We start from the raw sequence: 19029 nt of genomic DNA on the forward strand, positions 1-19029 counted from the left end.
TCGGAGAAAGACAGTTTTATTTCATCGGGTTTGATACAGTGGCAATATGACTGCGGGGGGCCACGATCATGTCGACAGACCGAATCGGAACGAACCGAGTCAAGCAGTCGTCGAAGCGATCGCCGAAGCAGAAGACGTTCCCACCAGACAGGTGCGGCCACCAACGTACGAATCGTTACACGCCGCTGTCGATCCAGAGGCGCTCGACCGTCTGTTTGCGCCTCGAGCCGACGGCACACCACGAGCCGGTGGGCAAGTCTCGTTTCCGTTCTGTGGCTACGACGTGACCGTCGAACAGAACGGGTCGGTTACACTCGAGAAGACGATCGACTGATCGCGTGCGGTGGTGTCGACACGACTGCTGGTTCACCGGCAAGGTGAGACGCGAGTTTTCTGGTCGGGAACAGCAAGACAGATACGGAGCCTGTCCTAACGCAGCATAATGGCAACCGCCACCGCGAGACGACGGCTTCGAGAACAGCCACTGGCTGCCACGATCGCGCTGACGATCGTCGGCTATGCGCTGGTCATTGGAACGTTCCTTCTCGACCTTCCGATCTATCCGGATCTCACGCAGGGACAGGTCAACCTGCTCACCCATGCCATCGCAGTCATCAATGCGGCGACGACCGTGTTTCTGGCCGCCGGCTGGTACTGGATTCGTGCCGGCGAGGTCGAAAAACACCGTCTGTCGATGATCACGGCGTTCGTACTGATATTGCTGTTCCTCGTTGTCTACCTGACCCGCGTCGGGGGCGGGGGAGATAAGCTCTTTGTCGGTCCTGATCCGGTCTACTACGCCTACCTGATCATGCTGGCGATCCACATTATCCTCTCGATCGTCGCCGTCCCGGTCGTCCTCTATGCGTTGATTCTTGGGCTGACCCACACCCCGTCGGAACTGCGGAACACCGCCCACGCGAAGGTCGGCCGCATCGCCGCCGGCTCGTGGATTCTGAGTCTCGTCTTGGGCGTCGTCACGTACCTGATGCTCAATCACATCTACAGCTACGAGTTCGGGATCGTTATCGGACCCCTGTTTTAGCCGACTCGAGCCCGTCGGCTCGGTATTTTAGGCCTCGAGCCCGTTGTGACTGCTATGCACGTTCGTGGAACCCTCTCACAGTCGGCGATCACCAGCTTTCTCGAGGAGACGACAGCCCCGGTCAGAGTCGCCTGTCGGACCCCACAGGACCACCTCTGGATGTGTTCGCTGTGGTATCGACTGGCGGACGAGTCCACCGAAACCAGCGGGGACGACTGGCGACTGCAGTGTGCCACGTCGGCTGGGGCGGACATCGTCTCGTTTCTCGAGGCCGACTCCGAGGTCGCCTTCGAGGTGTCGACGAACGACCCGCCGTACACGGGCGTCAGAGGGCGGGGCACCGCAACGATCGAGCCGGACCCGGAAAAGGAGACGCTTCAGATGCTTCTCGAGCGCTACCAGGTCGGGCCGAAGTCGGATCTGGCACGGAACCTGCTCCGTGAGGAGCGCGACGAGGTGACGATCACGGTCGAGCCCGCGGTGGTGTACGGCTGGGACTTTTCAGATCGAATGGGAGACGCCAGAAAGCGGACGTAGCGACGCCGCCGACGACATGCCGGCAGTATTCCGAGGGAAGCCTTTAGGCTTATCTGGCGACTAACCCAAGCGAGATGGATCCGTCGTCCACCAGTACTGAAGCGACACTTCAGCGTCGCGTTCGCCAGCAGCAGGCCGTCGCTGATTTCGGCCGTCGAGCACTCGGGTGTGATGATCTCGAGGCGCTGTTTCGGGACGCAACACAGACGGTGGCCACGACGTTAGAGATGGATACGTGCGCGGTTCTCGAGTTTGTATCCGGCGACAGTCAGTTCTTGCTTCGAGCGGGCCATGGATGGAGCGAGGAACACGACGGACGGACAACGATTCCCGTCGATTCGGATACACAGCTCGGGTACACGCTCGAGGCGGCAACGCCGGTCGTCGTCGACGACCTGCGAACCGACGAGCGGGTCACCAGATCGGCGCTGCTTCGCGAGGTCGACGCTGTCAGTGGCCTCAGTGTCGTCATCGGACCGGACGAGGAGCCGTGGGGGGTACTCGGAGCATACACGACGAGCAAACGTGAGTTCGACGAGGGAGAGACGGCGTTCGTCGAATCCGTCGGGAACGTTCTTGCGTCGGCCATCGAGCGCGACCGTGTGAGCCGTCGTCGCGATGCGGAAGCGATGCTCAAAGACAAGCTCGTCGATACGAGCCCGATCGGCATCACCATCGTCGACAGCGATGGTGTGATGCAGTTTGCCAACGACCGTGCCGAGGCTATTTTCGGCCGGAGCAGAGAGCGGATCAACGAACTCAGATTCGACGACCCCGAATGGGACGAAATCGGACCCGACGGCGAACCGCTCGAGCGCAAGGAACTACCGTTCCCGCGGATCGTCGAGTCGGAAGCGCCGCTGTTCGACCAGGTCAGCGGCGTCTTGTGCCCGGACGGCGAGCGCGTCTGGATCTCGGTCAACGGCGCACCGCTGTACGACGATCGCGGCGATATCGATGGCGTCGTCTTCGCCATCGAGGACATTACGGCACAGTTCCTTCGAGATCGGGCACTCGAGCGCTACGAGACAATCGTTGAAACGGTCTACGATGGAATCTATGTGCTCGACGACGAGCGTCGGTTCGAACTCGTCAACGATGCCTTCGCCGAGTTGACCGGATTCTCCCGCGAGGAGTTACGCGGGCAACACGCCTCCGTCGTGTTCGGCGATGCGTTCGAATCGACCGAATCCAGCCAGCTCGAGGCCGCAGACGGGACACAAAGCTCGACGTTCGAGGAGACGATCTTGACGGACACGAACGGGACGGAGCGTCTGACGATCGAGAACCGGTTTACGATCCACCAGACAGCGAGCGGAACGAAACGATTCGGGATCATCCGTGACATCACCGAACGCAAGCAACTCGAGTCGGCGCTTCGAGCCGAACGCAACCTGAAAGACCGGATCCTCGAGACGAGTCCGGTCGGGATCACGCTGATCGACGCCGACGGGATGAACGTTTTCGCGAACGACCGCGCCGAAGAACTGTTCGGCCGCTCGCTTGAAGAGCTTCGGACGTACGTTCACGACGACGATCGGTGGAACCTCATCGACGAAGACGGCGAGTCGCTGTCCGGAGCGGAGCTGCCGTTTACGACCGTCAAAGAGACCGGCGAGCCAGTGTACGACGAGGTGCTCGGCATCGACCAGCCGGACGGAACGCGAGTGTGGCTGTCGGCCCACTGTAGTCCGCTGTTCGACGCCGACGGGACGTTCGACGGCGCAGTGTACGCGCTCAGAGATATCACCGAACAAAAACGCCTCGAGAGTGAACTCGAGCAGACGCTCAACCGGGTTACCGACGCGTTCAACGCGATCGATACGGACTGGAATTTTACGTACGTCAACGAGCGCGCCTCGGAGTTGCTCAACGCCGAGGATCGTGAACTGGTCGGCAAGAACGTCTGGGAAGAGTACCCAAGCGCCGCTGGCTCGACGTTCGAACGGCAGTACCGGCAGGCGATGGAAACCCAGGAGACAGTCACGTTCGAAGAGTACTCACCTGTGGCCGACGCCTGGCTCGAGGTGGCTGTCTACCCCTCGGAGACGGGGCTGTCGGTGTACTTTAGGGATATCAGTGAACGAAAAGCACGCGAACGTCGACTCAAACAGTTCGAGCGGATCGTCGAAACGGTCAACGACGGCGTCTACGTCACGGACGGTGAGGGCACCTTCGTTTTCGTCAACGACGCGTTCGTGTCGATGGCCGAACAGACACGTCAAGAGTTGCTTGGTTCTCACGGCTCGGTCTTTTTCGGCGATCGGTTCGTCGACACGGACGAGGCGGAGTGGCACGAACTCGTCGCTGGTGAGCGCGACTCGGTCGAGTTCGAGACGGCCGTCACCGGACCGGGTAGTGAAACGCACACGGTCCAAAACAAGTTCGTTCCCCTCGAGATGGACGGCGAAACGGGCCGCGTCGGCGTCACTCGTGACATCACTGACCGAAAAGCGCGCGAGCGCGCCCTCGAGGAATCGAACGAACGGTTAGAACAGTTCGCGTACGCCGCATCCCACGACCTGCAAGAACCCTTGCGGATGGTCTCGAGTTACTTACAGCTCATCGATCGACGGTACACCGACGAACTCGACGAAGACGGGCAGGAGTTCATCGAGTTCGCCGTCGACGGCGCTGAACGGATGCGGGAGATGATCGATGGGCTGCTCGAGTTCTCCCGGGTCGAGACACGGGGCGAACCGCTCGAACCGGTCGAGTTAGATGACGTCCTCGCTGATGTTCGCAGAGACTTGGCTGTCCAGATCGAGGAGCACGACGCCGAGATCACTGCTGAACCGCTGCCCTGCGTCGAAGGCGACGGCAACCAGTTGCGCCAGGTGTTCCAGAATATCCTCTCAAACGCCATCGAATACGCGGGCGACGACCCCCCACGGATCGACGTCTCGGCTCACCGTGCTGGCAGCAAGTGGGCGATTTCGGTCAGCGACGAGGGTATCGGCATCGACCCCGACGACACAGACCGCATCTTCGGGTTGTTCAACCGACTCCACGCTGCCGGCGAACACGACGGGAGCGGCATCGGACTCGCGCTCTGTAAACGCATCATCGAGCGCCACGGCGGGCGGATCTGGGTCGACTCCGTGCCCGGTGACGGGGCGACGTTCTCGTTTACACTGCTAGCGGAAGGCGAGACAGAAGCGAACACACCGCGATAACTGCGTCGTAACACTCGAGTCGGATCGAGCGGAACGTCAGTCAGTTCGTGGGATCGAGCGGGCACCGATCGCGAACACGGTCCCAGCAACGACGACGAGAATCCCAAGATTTGCAAGCACAGGGTCGATCCCGGCCACGTCGGCTGCGCCGGCTTCGGGGTACGTCGCCGCTCGGACACCGCGAGCAAAGTACGTCAGCGGCGAGAGGTTGACGAACGGCTCGAACCAGCCGGGGAGTTGATCGAGGGCGATGAACGTCTCCGAGAGAAAGAGCAGGGGAAGCCCGATAGCGTTGCTGGCAGCGATCGCACCGTCCTGTGAGTCGGTGTAGCTCCCGAGTATCGCGCCCATACCGCAAAAGCAGATAACGCCGATGAGGACGTAGACGATCAGGATCGGCGTGAAGACGATCTCGGCACCCGTCAGCGCGATCACCAGACCGAGAATCAGCAGGCTCGCGAGGCCGATAATCACGGCGTTGACGGCCGTTTGGGCGAGCAGCCATTCGGCGCGGGTCAGCGGTGTCGTCGCGAGCTTTTCAAAGCGGTTCCCTTCGCGGTGGCGGGCGACCTCACTACCCATCCGCGACAGCGGCGTAAAGAGCACGACGACGGCGAGATAGCCGGGTACGTAGTACGCTGGCTCCTCCGCGAACAGTCCACCGCCAGCTGGATCCGTTCGCACGAGCGCGCCGAAGATGACGATCAGGATCACTGGGAAAAAGAACGTAAAGAAGACCGCCGTTCGGCGTCGAACGAACGAGCGCCATCCAGCGCTGGTTTCAGCACGGACGCGACCAAGGCGGCTCATGCCGTCTCACCCGTCTGTTGGAGATCCGCCCCATCGTCCGTCTCATCTGCGCGGTCAGTCCGTTCGAGTTCCGTCCCGTCGGCTAACGCGAGATAGACGTCCTCGAGGTTAGGTTCGGACCACGTCAGCCCGGTGTACTCGAGGTCGTGACGCTCGAGATAGTCGACGACAGTGGCGATCGCCACTGGATCGATGTCGCGAACGACAACGACGCTGTCTGGGGTTTGGCCTCGACCACGTTCCGGCCGGTCAACCGGGTACTCGAGGTCGGCGAACGCGTCGGGACCCGCGGCCGTCTCGATCGTCAGCCGACTCGAGCCGCCGTGTTCGCGGACGAGTTCGGTGGGGGTTCCTCTGGCGATAACCGAGCCATCGGCGAGGAGGCCGACGCGGTCGGCCAGCCGTTCGGCTTCGGCCATATCGTGGGTCGTAAGGAGGACCGTCGTTCCGCTTGCGGCGAGCTCTTCGATCAGTCGCCACACCGTCCGTCGGCCGGCGGGGTCGATCCCCGTTGTCGGTTCGTCCAGAAAGAGGACATCTGGATCGTTGACCAGCGTTGCGCCGACGCAGACCCGACGCTGCTGGCCACCGGAGAGATCCTCATACCACGTCTCGCCCGTATCGGCGAGGCCGACGTCTGCGAGCACGTCGTCCGGATCACGCGCGTTGTCGTACAGCCCTGCATAGTACGCGATCAGCTCGTGGGCGCTGAGTCGGTCCGGCGGCGAGAAGTTCTGTGGGAGCACGCCGAGTCGGCTGCGGTCGACAGCCATCGGCGAGTCACCCATAATACGTGCTCGCCCCGAATCGGGCTCAGTCGTTCCCGTCAGCGCGCGCACGAGTGTTGTCTTCCCGGCCCCGTTCGGGCCGATCAGTGCAAAGACCTCGCCACCCTCGACGGACAGCGACGCTCCCGACAGCGCGACCGTCTCGCCGTAGGTCTTTCGTACGTCCGTCGCCTCGACTACGGCTTCCATACGGAGCGCTACCCACGCGTGGCGGGTAAGGGGTTCGATCCCGGATCCCGGCCTTTTCATCCCATCCCCGACACACCACAGCCCTCTCACGGGCGCGTTCCTGCCCCTGCAGGCTCAATCGTTACCGGTTTTGTCGTCGTACTGAGCCGGGCATGACAACACTCGGATACGCCCTCTCGAGCGAAGAGCACGGCCCCACAGCACTCGTTGAGAACGCCCGCCATGCCGAGGAGGTGGGATTCGAGTTCGTCTCGATCTCGGATCACTTCCATCCCTGGGTCTCGGCGCAAGGTGAGTCGCCGTTCGTCTGGTCGACGCTGGGTGGGATTGCGGCGACAACCGACGAGATCGACGTCGGTGTCGGTGTCACCTGTCCCACGTTCCGGATCCACCCGCTCAACGTTGCCCACGCCGTTGGGACCGTCGCCGAAATGTTCGATGGGCGCTTCACGTTCGGCGTCGGCACCGGCGAGAACCTGAACGAACACGTCACCGGGAAGCGGTGGCCGGAACACGACGTCCGCCTCGAGATGCTTACGGAGGCGATGGAGCTCATGCAAGCGCTCTGGACGGGCGAGACCACGAGCCACCACGGCGAGCACTTCACGGTTGAGAACGCACGCCTGTACACCGTTCCCGACGAGCAGCCGACGACGATCGCAAGCGCGTTCGGCCCGCAGACGGCGCGGTGGGCCGCCGACCACGGCGACGGGCTCTGGTGTTCCGGTCCACAAGCGGATGTCGTCGACGCCTACGAGGATGCCGGCGGTGACGGGCCCACGTACACGCAGCTGCATGTCTGCTACGCCGAAACTGAGGCGGACGCGATCGACACCGTCCACGAGTACTGGCCCAACGGCTCGCTGCCGGGTGAGCTCCCACAGGTGTTGCCAACACCAGCCCACTTCGAGCAGGCGGCCGAGCTGGTCGACCGCGAGGATATCGCCGAGGCCGGGACCGTTACTGATCCCGACCCGCAGGCCCACATCGACAGCATCGAGCAGGCAATCGACGCCGGCTACGATCACGTCTACGTCCATCAGATCGGCCCTGATCAGGCGGGACTGCTCGAGTTCTACGAGGAGTCGGTGTTGCCGTCGTTTCGGTGACTCTCCACGGCGAGGGGCCCGACCGAATCAGCCATGAGATCGCTCGATCGACTGCGTTGTGACAGTCAACAGCGCCTCTCGCTGGCCACCTAGCAAACGACGGTCCCAGCAGCACCGACGGATTCAAGTTCAGTTGTCCGAACGCAACTACAATGATGAACGGATTCGTCCTCGGCGGTGTCAGCTCCGGCGTCGGGAAAACGGTCGCGGCGCTGTCGATTATCCAGGCACTCGAGGACGCCGGTTACGCAGTCCAGCCCGCCAAAGCAGGCCCGGATTTCATCGATCCGAGCCACCACGAGGCGATCGCCGGCCGCCCCTCTCGCACGCTCGATCTGTGGCTCTGCGGTGAGGACGGTCTCCGGCGGAACTACGCCCGCGGCGAGGGCGATGTCGACGGGTCACACCCGTCTACCCGGGGGACGTCGTCCCCCGCTATCTGCGTCGTCGAGGGCGTGATGGGGCTCTACGACGGCGACGGCTCGAGTACGGCGATGGTCGCCGAAGCGCTGGATCTCCCGGTGGTGCTCGTCGTCGACGCCAAAGCGGGGATGGAAAGCGTCGCGGCGACGGCGCTTGGGTTCCAACAGTACGCCGAGACCATCGGCCGCGATATCGAGGTCGCTGGCATCGTCGCCCAGCGCGCCCACGGCGGCCGCCACGAGCAGGGGATCCGAGACGCGCTGCCAGACGATCTCGAGTTTTTCGGACGGATCCCGCCAAACCCGGACCTCGAGATCCCGGACCGCCATCTCGGCCTCGAGATGGGCGCGGAGGCTGCACTCCCGCGAGAGGCGCTGCGGGAGGCCGCCGAATCGCTTGCAGCCGAGCGACTGGCCGCGGTTGCAGACGAACCGTCTGCGCCCGAGACGCCGACCAACGCTGCCGATCCTGTCGACGCGACGGTCGCTGTCGCCGACGATGCTGCCTTCTGTTTCCGGTATCCGGCCACCCTCGAGCGGTTTCGCGAACGGGCCGAGCTGGTGACGTTCTCGCCTGTTGCGGGCGACTCCGTCCCCGACTGCGACGGCGTCTATCTGCCGGGTGGCTACCCCGAACTCTACGCCGCAGAACTCGAGTCGGCCGGCACACTCGCCGAACTCGGAACGCTGGCCAGCGAGGGACTCCCTGTCCTCGGTGAGTGTGGTGGACTGATGGCCATGAGCCAGTCGTTGACGACAGCCGAGGGCGAGACGAGCGAGATGGCCGGCATCCTGCCAGCGGACGTGACGATGCACGACCGCTATCAGGCACTCGACCACGTCGAACTCGAGGCCACCGAGGGGACGCTGACGGCCAACGCTGGCGACCGGATTCGGGGCCACGAGTTTCATTACTCGAGCGCCGGCGTCGACGCCGACGCCCGCTTTGCCTTCGAGACGGTGCGCGGCGACGGGATCGACGGCGGTCACGACGGGTTGACCGAGTACAACTCGCTTGGCACCTACGTCCACGTCCACCCCGAAAGCGGGGCGTTCGATCGGTTCCTCGAGCGCCTCGAGCGGTGACAGCGGCTTCTTTCGTGGGATCGCAGCCCGTTCTTTCGCCCCCGGCGGTCGCTGACTGCCCCCTCTCGGCCGTGACTGTGGCAGTGGTGTCGGTTCAGTTGCTGGACGAGCGCTCTCCGTGGGCCTCTGAAGTGTGAACGCACCGCTGCTGGACGTCATGCTGTACTGACCAATAGCGATTGTACTACCGCAACTACCCCTGGGCAATCGGAGTTGGGCTACAACAAACAAAATTGTTTTAGGGGCGGCCGCTGTTGCCACGGGTGATGCCACCCATCGCGCTGCCATACGACGCGAAGGCCGGACCCACGAAGCCGGAGGTTCGGGCCGTCGTCCACTCGAAACTCGCACTCGAGGACGACGACCACTTCGCGGAGGTTGGCTCCTGTACGGGAGCCATCACGATCGAAGCCGCACAGCGGGCCGCGCGGGTGACCGCACTCGAGCGGAAACCCGAACGGCTCGAGACGACCGAGCAGAATCTGGCCGCCAACGAAGACGCGATCCGGGCCGACGTCGACCTCCGGAACGTGGAAGCGCCCGCGGGGCTTCCTGACGACGCTGACGCGCTCTTTTTGGGCGGCAGTCGAAACTTCGAGGCCGTCCTGGATCACGCTGTCGACACCGAAATCGATCGCGTGGTCATGAACGTCTCGCGGCTCGAGGTCGCAGGGAAAGCAACGGAAGCGTTCCGCGAGCGCGGGATTCTCGAGGAGGTCGTCCAGTTCCAGGTGAGCCACGGCTACGAACTCGCCGGCGCGACGAGTTTCAACTCGGACAACCCGGTCTACATGCTGGTCGGGAGCGCGACGCCGAGCGACGAGGACGACGGCGGCAAAACGGTCGCTGCCGACGGCGGTGAGCGATCCTTGTCGGAGCAAAGCACCGACAGCGGCCGAACCGTCGCTGGCGATTCGAAGAGCGGAGGGGGTCAGCGATGACGCTCTACGGCGTTGGCCTCGGCCCCGGCGAAGCAGATCTCGTGACTGTTCGTGGAAAACAGGTTCTCGAGGCATGTGACGTCGTCTACTCACCGGGTCGCCTCTCGAGAAGTGTCGCCCTCGAGCACGTCGACGAGTCGAAGATCGGAGATGTGGATTTCCCGATGACGAGAGACGAGGAAAAGCTGCGGTCGGCATGGAAGGAGGCCGCTGCAGAGATCGCCCCGAACGCACGCGACGGCGACGTCGCCTTCGTCACGCTCGGTGATCCGAACGTCTATTCGACGTTCGGCCATCTGCGCCGGACGATCGATGCGTTCCACCCCGATGTCGAGTTGGAGATCGTCCCCGGTGTGAGTGCGGTCACTGCGTTCGCGACCGCAATGGGCGTCGAGATCGAAGCCGGCGCGGGACTCTCGCTTCGCGAGGCCGCAAACGGGGCCAGCCCGACAGGGCCGGACCGGATGATCCTGTTCAAAGTCACCGACGCGCCTGCGACCCACGATGGCCTCGTCGACGCTGGCTACGAGGTGACCTACGGCCGCCGACTGTTCATGGAGCAAGGCGAGACGATCATCACTGACGATCCCGAGGAGATCGACGAGCGTGACTACTACACGCTTGCCTACGCCGAGAAGGAAGCCCTCGAGATCGAGCAGGCGACAGCGGCGTTCCAGCGACAGTCTGGCACCGAAGACGAGACAGGACTGTCCTCGAGGACAGCCGAGAGCGACACCGGAAGCGACGAGAGCACTCGAGCGGAGACGACCACGGCCGGTGAACCGGTCGGACTCGGAAGCGAACTGCACGAACTCGAGCGGTCGGAAGGGTTCGAACATGGCGACTGTGAACAACACTGGTACTGATGGAAGAGACGACACCACCTGACGAGACGGCGGAGACAGTAACCGAGACGGAACCGAAACTGCGACCTGACGGTGGCGATCCCCAAGAGGCGATCGACGCACAGGGCGATCGGCGCCGTGAGGGACTCGACGACCGAATCTTCGACCACAACGCCGGCGACGAACAGGACGGCATTCCGTTCGTCGGCGCTGGTCCCGGCAACCCGCGGCTGCTGACCGTCGCGGGGAAGGAACTGCTCGAGGCGGCCGACCTCGTCGTCCACGCGGGGTCACTGGTCAACAGCGAACTGCTGGACGAGTACTGTGCCCACGCCGAACTCGTGAACTCGGTCGGCAAGGACCTCGAGGAGCTTATTCCGCTAATGAGAGACGCCTACGAGGACGGCGAGAACGTCGTCCGCCTGCACAGTGGCGACCCCGCGATCTACGGGGCCGCACTCGAGCAGATGGACGCACTCGAGCACGAGGGCGTGCCGACCTACTTCGTGCCGGGTGTCACGTCGGCCTTCGCAGCCAGCGCGACGCTACGGACCCAACTGACGCTCAACGAGGTCTCGAACCACGTCGCGTTCACTCGGCCACAGGGCAAGACGCTGACTGAGGAAGAAGACCACATCTCCGAGTTCGTGGAGATGGGCGACGTAACGACCTGTATCTACCTCGGGACACACGCCGTTCGCGATACGATGGATCGGTTGCTCGCGGACGACCACGACCCCGAGACGCCCGTTGCAGTGATCTACCACGCCTCATGGCCCGACGAGGACGTCATCGTCGGCGACATCGGGACGATCGCGGACAAAGTCGAGGAGGCGGGCTACCGTGCGTCGGCGATGGTCGTCATCGGCGACGCCGTGACTGGTGCGGGCTACGAGCGCTCGTTCCTCTACGGTGACTGGGCGAATCGCGGTTCAAACGACGCTGACGAAGCCGAGAGTGACTAATCATGAGCACTGACGACGACAACTCGAGTACGGATACGGATTCGGGCGGCCACTGTTCGACGCCGGATTCGGACGGCGAAGTCGCCGAGGAGATTGCGATTATCTCCTTCGAGCGCAAGATGGACACTGCCGAGGAGATCAAAGCCGAACTCGAGGATCGCTACGAGACGATCGAGATCCTCGAGTACCACGGCGACGTCTTCGAGGAACACTGGGGCGAGTACGACTGCTTTATCGGCCTGATGGCCTCCGGAATTGCAATGCGCAAGACCGCGCATCTGTTAGACGACAAGTGGGACGACCCCGCGATCTGTGTCGTCGACGAGGAACTGACGTGGGCGATTCCGATCACGGGCGGCCACCACGGCGCGAACCAGGTCGCACAGGATCTGGCGACGATGGGGGCGATCCCGGCGATGACCACCGCGAGCGAGGCCGCCGGCAAACAGGGAGTCGAATCCCGCGCGAAGGCGATGGACACCCACGTCGTCAACGGCGACTCGACCGTGAAGACGAATCTCGCCGTCCTCGACGACAATCTCGGCCCCGTTGCCCGACTCGAGGGCCCCAAGGCTGTCCTCGTCGGCGACGACGTCACCGTTCTCAAGCGCAACAAAGACGAGGGCTGCGTCATCGGCACTGGAAGCGTCTCCGGAGCCGATACGGAGTCGTTCATCGCAGCCTGGGAACGCGCGCTCGAGCAGACCGACTACGACTTCGACGACGTCGAGTTCGTCGCGACGGCGACTCGAAAGGAAGACGAACCGGGGCTGCTCGAGGCGGCCCAGGAACTCGATCTCGGCGTCGTTGCGTTCGACAAGGAAACCCTGCTCGAGCACGAGGGGCCGACACCGTCGAAATCGAAGGAGTTGATCGGCTGGCCCGGCGTCTCGGAGGCCAGTGCGATCGCCGGCGGGGCCGAACAGGAACTGGTCCTCGAGAAGATCGGTTACGAAAACGAGGTTACGGTGGCGATCGGGCGATGAGTTCCGAGAGCGACACCTCGGATTCGGTGGCCGACGGCACCCCAGACGACCACGGCACCCTCTACGTCGTCGGCATCGGCCCCGGGCTGCCAGATCACATGACTGCAAAGGCAAAGCGAGTCATCGAATCGGCGGACGTGGTCATCGCCTCGAGTCTCTATCAGGAGTTCCTGCGCGACGACGGCACGCTGCCCTCGAAAGAGGCCGTCAACGACGACGGCTTCGCGACACGCGACGATGGGTTCGAACAGGAGATCGTCCGTTCGACGATGGGCCGACAGATCGAACTCGCTCGCGCGGCGTTCGACTACGTCCGCGAGGGGAAAGACGTCGCCCACGTCTCGGGCGGCGATCCGTCGGTCTACGGCAAATCGGATCTCATCTTCAAGATGGCCGAGGAGGAGGGCGCGACGGACGTACCGATCGAAATCGTTCCCGGCCTCACGGCGGCACTCGGCGGCGCGGCGAACGTCGGCGCGCCGTTGTGTAACGACTTCTGTACGATCTCGCTGTCCGATAAGTGGCGCGGCTGGGACGAGATCGAGGAGAAACTGCGCGCAGCGGCAATTTCGGACTTCGTGATCGTCCTTTACAACTGCTGGCGAAACTACGAGAAGGCCGTCGAGATCGTCCGCGAGGAGCGGACCGACGACGCCTACGTGGCCATCGTCAACGACGCCGGCCGTGAGGATGCCGGCCGAAACGGCGAGAGCCAGTTCATCACCAGCCTCGGCGAGGCAGCCGACCACGACGACAAGGTCTCGGGGATGGGCACCTCGCTGATCATCGGCAACCACGAGACCGACACCTGGCGCAACGACGACCGAACGTATCTCGTCACCCCGCGCGGCGGGCGTGACGTCGACGACTTCTGACTACTAATCACCACGACATCCATGAGTACGGACACCAACACGGACGCTGACGACGAATCGACTTCCAAGTGTGGCGCTTCGACGACCGAAACGGAAACCTCGAGTGGCTCCAAATGCGGTGGCTCATCGAGCGAGACCACCGACGACTCGAGTTCGAAATGCGGCGCCTCGAGTTCCAGTTCCTCGTCCTCGAGTAGCTCCAAATGCGGCGCCTCGAGTTCCGACGACGAGTCGAACGAGCAGGAAGTCGGCGCGACGATCGAGGACTTCGACGCCGAGCCCGGCCAGCTGATCGCCGTCGGCCTCGGCCCTGGCCATCCGGAGGGGATGACCAAACGAGCCAAGGACGCCCTGCTCGAGGCCGACCACATCGTCGGCTACACCACCTACATCGAACTCATTCCGGACGAGATCACCGAGCAGGCCGACGACATCTACGACACGCCGATGTGTGGCGAGGTCTCGCGCACGGAGGAATCGATCGACCGCACGCTCGCGGGCAACGACGTGGCGATCGTCGGCAGCGGCGACCCTAACGTCTATGCGCTCGCAGGGCTGGCCCTCGAGATCTTGGAGTCCAAGGGCGCGACGGCGTCGATGGTCGACTTCGAAGTCGTGCCCGGCGTGCCGGCGGCCCAGTCCTGTGGGGCCCGGCTGGGTGCCCCCCTCGTGAACGATACCGTCTCGGTCTCGCTGTCGGACCATCTGGTTCCAATGCCCGAAATCGAGTCCCGACTGCACGCGGTCGCGAGCGAAAACTTCACTATCACGATCTACAACCCCTGGAGCCGCAAACGCCGGGAGAACTTCGAGAAGTGCTGTGAGATCCTGCTGACTCACCGTGACGAAGACACGCCGGTCGGCATCGTCCACGGCGCCGGCCGCGAGGACGAGCAGGTGATGATCACCGAACTCAGCGAACTCGAGGCGCTCGGCGAAAGCGAGATCATCGACATGACGACGACGATCGTCGTCGGCACGGAGGACACCTACGTCTGGGACGACCGGATGGTCACGCCGCGTGGCTACGAGACGAAGTACGACTACTGACCATGCCACGCTACGAAGTCACCATCGAAAAGGACGCCTGTGACGGGATCTTCGCCTGTCTGACCCGCGACCCGCGATTTATCGAGGGTGCGGACGGCCTCGCGACGATCGACCCGACCGCAGATCCGGTCTACGACTGCGAGGGCGAGGTCACCGATACTGACGAACGGGTCGTCGCGACGTTCGACGATGACCGCATCGAGGAAGCTCGACAAGCCGCGGCAGCCTGCCCGACGGACGCGATTATCGTTGAGGAGGTGGGCGAATGAGCGACAGCGAGTTGTCGACCGACGGCGATCTCGAGGTTGCGGTCCCATCGGACCCGCTCGCGGGCCATCCCGCGACCGCGTACTTCTGGGGCCACGTCGCTGGCAGTGGGCGCGTGGTTCGGAGCGAAGCGAGAGCCACGGACAGCGACCGGCGACGACGCGAACATCTCGAGGTCGTCACCACCGACGAGCACTCTGCGCAGGTGCTCGCCGCGATTGCAGGTGGCGACATCGACCACGAGACGAGCAGCCGCGAGTACGCCCACGACACGTCGATCACGCGCACCGAAGACGAGTACACGCTCTCGATCGGCAAGGGCGAGGATAGCGAGGAGCTGTTAGGTCGCACCACCGCACTCTCGCTGCCCGTCGACGGCCGTGGAAACTACCGCTTTGGGGCGTTCTCGAGTCACGATCGCGAACTCCTTCGCGGCCTGCTCGAGGGCTGTGGGACGATCTGTTTCAAGTCCTCGAGTGGCACTGTCGGGATCTCGTTCGTCCACGACGACCGCGCGCTGCTCGAGGCGACACGGGAACTGCTCGCCGACTGTCCGGTCGACACACCCGTCGGCGAGCTTTCGGAGACGTCCTCGGGCGGCTACTGGTTCGGCGTCGACGACGATGCCGTCCCCGAGTTTGGCACGTGGCTCTACGAAGGCTGCGAGACAACTGGCCTGTTCGCGCCGAGCCGGCGTCGAAAACTCGAGCGGAGTATCGAGCAGGCAGACAGCTACGACGAGTAACCACCCCGAGCGCCGTGTTCGAACCGCGTTCAGTATCCACCCATACCAACAACTGATGAGCAAATCCGACGATTCCAGATCCACGTCCGCATTCGACGACGAGGCCGTCCTCCTGGTGGGGCATGGCTCCCGTCGAGCAAAGTCGAACGAACAGGTTCGAGAGCTCGCTGCCGGCCTCGAGTCGCGACTGGGGATTCCGGTCGATGCAGCGTTTCTCGAGCTGGCAGAGCCGGCGATCGATGACGCAATCGCGGAACTCGCAGCCGTCACGTCACAGGTAACTGTCGTCCACTGCTCGCTGTTCGCTGCGAGTCACGTCAAAAATGACGTGCCGCTGGCGATCGAACAGGCCCGGGCGACCCATGACGTCGAACTCAACAACGGCGCACATCTCGGCATCCATCCGGCGATTCTGGATCTACTTGATGAGCGAGCCGCGTCGGTCGAATCAGAACTGGATGTCGACCGCACCGACGACGACGTCGCCGTCGTCGTCTGTGGGCGTGGCTCGAGCGATCCGGATGCCAACGGCGACGTCCACAAGCTGGCCCGACTGCTGTATGAAGGCCGCGCGTTCGACCGCGTCGAAGCGTCGTTTATCGGCGTCACTGAGCCGACGCTCGAGGACACCCTACATGGCCTCTCGAAGCACCGTCCCGACGCGGTCGTCGTCCTCCCCTACATGCTCGGCGACGGCGTCCTCACCCAGCGAGTCCGGGACTGGACGGCCGAGTTCGACGACGACTACCCCTACGTCGACGCGCTGGCGGGCGACCCACTTGGCACGGACTCGCGACTGCTCGACGTTTTCGCCGACCGCTGGCAGGAGGCTCGAACCGATAGCGTCGAGATGTCCTGTGACACGTGCAAGTACAAAGTCGACCTCGAGGGCTACGAAGAAGATGTCGGCGGCGCACGGGCCATGCTCCGGGCGCTGGCTCATCAGGACGCCCACGCGGATCGAGAGGACGTCGACGACGAACCACACACCCACGACGCGCCGGAAAAGCACGTCATGGTCTGTACGAACCGGACCTGTGCCGACATGGGGTCGCCCGCGGTGCTCGAGCGCCTTCGCCAGAAAGCTCGCGACTCCGAGCACTGCGATGCCCGCATTACGCGGTCGTCCTGTCTCGGTCGCTGTGGCGACGGACCGATGGTTGCCGTCTACCCTGACGGGATCTGGTACGGCGACGTCGCAGCCGAGGATGCCGAACGACTCGTCGCAGATCATCTGGATCGGGACCGCATCGTGAGCGACCTCGTCGACCAGACGCTGTAGCAGACGCATAGACACACGACCAACCCACGACCACGAAATTACAGAACTAGATATGAGCTGTCACGAAATCGAAGCGGTACGACTCGGATTGATGAACGTCCTCGGCGTCGGGGACCAGAGCGCCCGCGAGCACGCGGAGAAAGAACTCGAGGGCCATCTCGAGGGCCCCATCGAAGGCCTCGTTGAGGCCGACACCCTTGCAGAGATCCAGCGCCACCTCGATGCGGCGTTGGTCGACTTGGAGGAGGAAGTCGCAACCATGGACAGCGAGGACCCCGAGTACGATTACACCCGGGGTCGACTGCTCGAGGTCCGCAACGCAGAGCGTGCGGTCGAGCGGCTGAGTGTTCAGGGCGAGAGCATCGTCGACGGGATGGGTGAGGCCCACGACACCCTCCACGAGACGTTCCCGGTCGAGGAGTGAGCATGGCTGGAACCGCTGGCTCCGAACCAGAGCACGAGCGATCGCTCCAACGACGACCGCTTGGCGAGATCGAACCGGCTCGCAGCCGGCACATGTGGACTCGCTCTGCGGTCGCCACGACTGGCGACCTCGTCGTCACCGGCGAGTGGGACGGAACCGTAACCGCCCACGAGGCCGACTCCCTCGAGCCCCGCTGGACTGTTACCCATCCGGATCACGCCGTCGGGATTACGACGCTTTCGGACGATGAGACGGCCGCCAGCGCTGCTGCCGTCGTCGTCGCCGGTCGCGGCGAGACGGGAACGATCGCGGTCTACGACGCCGAGACGGGCGAACAACGCTGGCAGTACGATACTGCCGCGGACATCGGCACTGCGGTCAAAGACAGCGTCTTCTACCTGCCCTACGTCGTCTCGCTCGAGACGGACGGAGACCGACTGTACGCGGCCGCAAGGCGCTACGAGCGCGACGGCGAGCATCGACAGTGGCACAGCACCGTCTACGCGTTCGACCCCGACGGCTCGGTTCGCTGGACCTACGAGACCGACGCCTCACCGATCGCGATCGATCTCGACACCGACGGTGACCGCTTAGCCGTCGGCTACAATCGCTGCATGGGCGACCACGACAACGGACTCGTCGTCCTCGAGACGGACACGGGCGACCTCGAGTGGACCTGGGACCCCGGCACCGAGGGCGATCGACGCGTCGGCGACGTTTCGTTCGACGGCGACGTGATCGCGGTCTCGAGTCACGGCGACAAACGGGGCTACCTGCTCGGTTCTGGCGGGGCCGAGCGCTGGGCCGTCGATCTGGCGACCGAAACAGAGGTCGACGGCGAGACGCTGTATGCGTACCCGAACCACGTCTACGCGAACGACGGCCGAGTCGCGTTCGTCACTGGGAACACCTACGCCCTCGAGCGCCGCGAGACCGAGAGTCGTCATCCGAACGAGCATCGGATCGCGACGTTCGATTCCGACGGTAGCCTCCTGTGGGATGAGCAGGTTCGCGGGTTCGTCCACGGACTCGCCACCGATGGTGACACGCTCGTCACACCGTGTGCCCAGAACTTCCGCGTTCGTGACCCCGAGACCCACGCCGTTCGCTGGTTCGACCTCGAGTCCGGCCCAACCGGCGTCGACTCGCTCGCAGGAATCGCGACCGCCGCTGCCGTCGACGGTGAGACCATCGCCGCGATCGAAGAGCCCGTCGAGTATCACGACGAGGGCGACCGGCGCGGCGAGTACGCGCTTCGCGTCGGGTCGCTCGAGTAAGCGGGCCAGACGACTGATCGATTTTCCATTAAGCTGGTCACTGCAGCAGTCGCACACGCAAGGCCAATCCCCACAATGCCGTCTGCCGTCTTGTTTTCGTAGAATGACACTGAGCCAAGAACGAGATGGATCCGAAGAGTGTTCGGATCCCGTGGCGGTCCATACCTGCTCGAGGAACCGCTGCGTCGACAAGCAGGCGAGATCGCCGGA

Annotated in this window: 19 protein-coding genes; 17 read left to right on the plus strand and 2 right to left on the minus strand. The window is 63.7% G+C overall.

Annotation, left to right across the window (positions count from 1 at the left end; genetic code table 11):
• The first annotated feature begins 46 nt into the window (after positions 1-46).
• The 4 genes from DV706_RS02545 (at position 47) to DV706_RS02560 (ending at position 4758) form a co-directional block, all read left to right on the plus strand.
• On the plus strand, positions 47-334 hold the full coding sequence (locus DV706_RS02545) for a HalOD1 output domain-containing protein (protein ID WP_006066716.1): 288 nt from the start codon (positions 47-49) through the stop codon (positions 332-334).
• 108 nt (positions 335-442) lie between these two features.
• The gene (locus tag DV706_RS02550) at positions 443-1045 is read left to right on the plus strand and encodes a DUF420 domain-containing protein (RefSeq protein WP_006066715.1); all 603 of its coding nucleotides are present in this window, start codon (positions 443-445) and stop codon (positions 1043-1045) included.
• Positions 1046-1099: 54 nt separating this feature from the next.
• Positions 1100-1582 carry a pyridoxamine 5'-phosphate oxidase family protein gene (locus DV706_RS02555; protein WP_006066714.1) on the plus strand — a complete coding sequence of 161 codons (483 nt, stop codon included), beginning with the start codon at positions 1100-1102 and terminating at the stop codon, positions 1580-1582.
• A 74-nt stretch (positions 1583-1656) separates the two neighbouring features.
• Entirely contained in the window at positions 1657-4758 is a 3102-nt protein-coding gene (locus DV706_RS02560) for a PAS domain S-box protein (protein WP_006066713.1), read from the plus strand.
• A 36-nt stretch (positions 4759-4794) separates the two neighbouring features.
• On the opposite strand, the gene DV706_RS02565 is transcribed toward DV706_RS02560, so the two are convergent.
• Both DV706_RS02565 and DV706_RS02570 read right to left on the minus strand, forming a co-directional pair.
• Positions 4795-5568, minus strand: a complete 774-nt coding sequence (locus DV706_RS02565) for an ABC transporter permease (RefSeq protein ID WP_006066712.1) — start codon at positions 5566-5568, stop codon at positions 4795-4797.
• Complete coding sequence (locus DV706_RS02570) at positions 5565-6545, minus strand: ABC transporter ATP-binding protein (RefSeq protein ID WP_006066711.1); 981 nt, start codon at positions 6543-6545, stop codon at positions 5565-5567. Before DV706_RS02570 ends, DV706_RS02565 begins: the two co-directional genes overlap by 4 nt.
• Before the next feature lie 152 nt (positions 6546-6697).
• Between DV706_RS02570 and DV706_RS02575 the strand changes: the two genes are divergently transcribed.
• From DV706_RS02575 to DV706_RS02635, 13 genes are all read left to right on the plus strand, one after another.
• Entirely contained in the window at positions 6698-7654 is a 957-nt protein-coding gene (locus DV706_RS02575) for a TIGR03557 family F420-dependent LLM class oxidoreductase (protein ID WP_006066710.1), read from the plus strand.
• A 155-nt stretch (positions 7655-7809) separates the two neighbouring features.
• A complete protein-coding gene (locus tag DV706_RS02580) occupies positions 7810-9162 on the plus strand; it encodes a cobyrinic acid a,c-diamide synthase (protein WP_006066709.1) in 1353 nt (450 codons plus the stop codon).
• A gap of 266 nt (positions 9163-9428) precedes the next feature.
• Positions 9429-10103: a precorrin-6Y C5,15-methyltransferase (decarboxylating) subunit CbiT gene (gene cbiT, locus DV706_RS02585; RefSeq protein WP_006066708.1), complete on the plus strand. Its 675-nt coding sequence runs from the start codon at positions 9429-9431 to the stop codon at positions 10101-10103.
• Positions 10100-10969, plus strand: a complete 870-nt coding sequence (locus DV706_RS02590) for a cobalt-factor II C(20)-methyltransferase (protein WP_006066707.1) — start codon at positions 10100-10102, stop codon at positions 10967-10969. The genes cbiT and DV706_RS02590 overlap by 4 nt, the downstream gene beginning before the upstream one ends.
• On the plus strand, positions 10969-11913 hold the full coding sequence (locus DV706_RS02595) for a cobalt-precorrin-4/precorrin-4 C(11)-methyltransferase (RefSeq protein ID WP_006066706.1): 945 nt from the start codon (positions 10969-10971) through the stop codon (positions 11911-11913). Before DV706_RS02590 ends, DV706_RS02595 begins: the two co-directional genes overlap by 1 nt.
• Positions 11914-11915: 2 nt before the next feature.
• Positions 11916-12899 carry a cobalt-precorrin 5A hydrolase gene (gene cbiG, locus DV706_RS02600; protein ID WP_006066705.1) on the plus strand — a complete coding sequence of 328 codons (984 nt, stop codon included), beginning with the start codon at positions 11916-11918 and terminating at the stop codon, positions 12897-12899.
• The gene (locus DV706_RS02605) at positions 12896-13774 is read left to right on the plus strand and encodes a precorrin-3B C(17)-methyltransferase (protein ID WP_006066704.1); all 879 of its coding nucleotides are present in this window, start codon (positions 12896-12898) and stop codon (positions 13772-13774) included. Before cbiG ends, DV706_RS02605 begins: the two co-directional genes overlap by 4 nt.
• 21 nt (positions 13775-13795) lie before the next feature.
• The gene (cobJ, locus tag DV706_RS02610) at positions 13796-14824 is read left to right on the plus strand and encodes a precorrin-3B C(17)-methyltransferase (RefSeq protein WP_006066703.1); all 1029 of its coding nucleotides are present in this window, start codon (positions 13796-13798) and stop codon (positions 14822-14824) included.
• Positions 14825-14826: 2 nt separating this feature from the next.
• Complete coding sequence (locus DV706_RS02615; protein ID WP_006066702.1) at positions 14827-15093, plus strand: ferredoxin; 267 nt, start codon at positions 14827-14829, stop codon at positions 15091-15093.
• Positions 15090-15836 carry a hypothetical protein gene (locus tag DV706_RS02620; RefSeq protein ID WP_006066701.1) on the plus strand — a complete coding sequence of 249 codons (747 nt, stop codon included), beginning with the start codon at positions 15090-15092 and terminating at the stop codon, positions 15834-15836. Before DV706_RS02615 ends, DV706_RS02620 begins: the two co-directional genes overlap by 4 nt.
• Positions 15837-15891: 55 nt before the next feature.
• A complete protein-coding gene (locus DV706_RS02625; RefSeq protein WP_006066700.1) occupies positions 15892-17118 on the plus strand; it encodes a CbiX/SirB N-terminal domain-containing protein in 1227 nt (408 codons plus the stop codon).
• A 52-nt stretch (positions 17119-17170) separates the two neighbouring features.
• The gene (locus DV706_RS02630; RefSeq protein ID WP_006066699.1) at positions 17171-17542 is read left to right on the plus strand and encodes a DUF3209 family protein; all 372 of its coding nucleotides are present in this window, start codon (positions 17171-17173) and stop codon (positions 17540-17542) included.
• Positions 17543-17544: 2 nt separating this feature from the next.
• A complete protein-coding gene (locus DV706_RS02635) occupies positions 17545-18819 on the plus strand; it encodes an outer membrane protein assembly factor BamB family protein (RefSeq protein ID WP_006066698.1) in 1275 nt (424 codons plus the stop codon).
• Positions 18820-19029: the final 210 nt, after the last annotated feature.

Source organism: Natronorubrum bangense (assembly GCF_004799645.1).
In the GTDB taxonomy this organism is placed as follows: domain Archaea; phylum Halobacteriota; class Halobacteria; order Halobacteriales; family Natrialbaceae; genus Natronorubrum; species Natronorubrum bangense.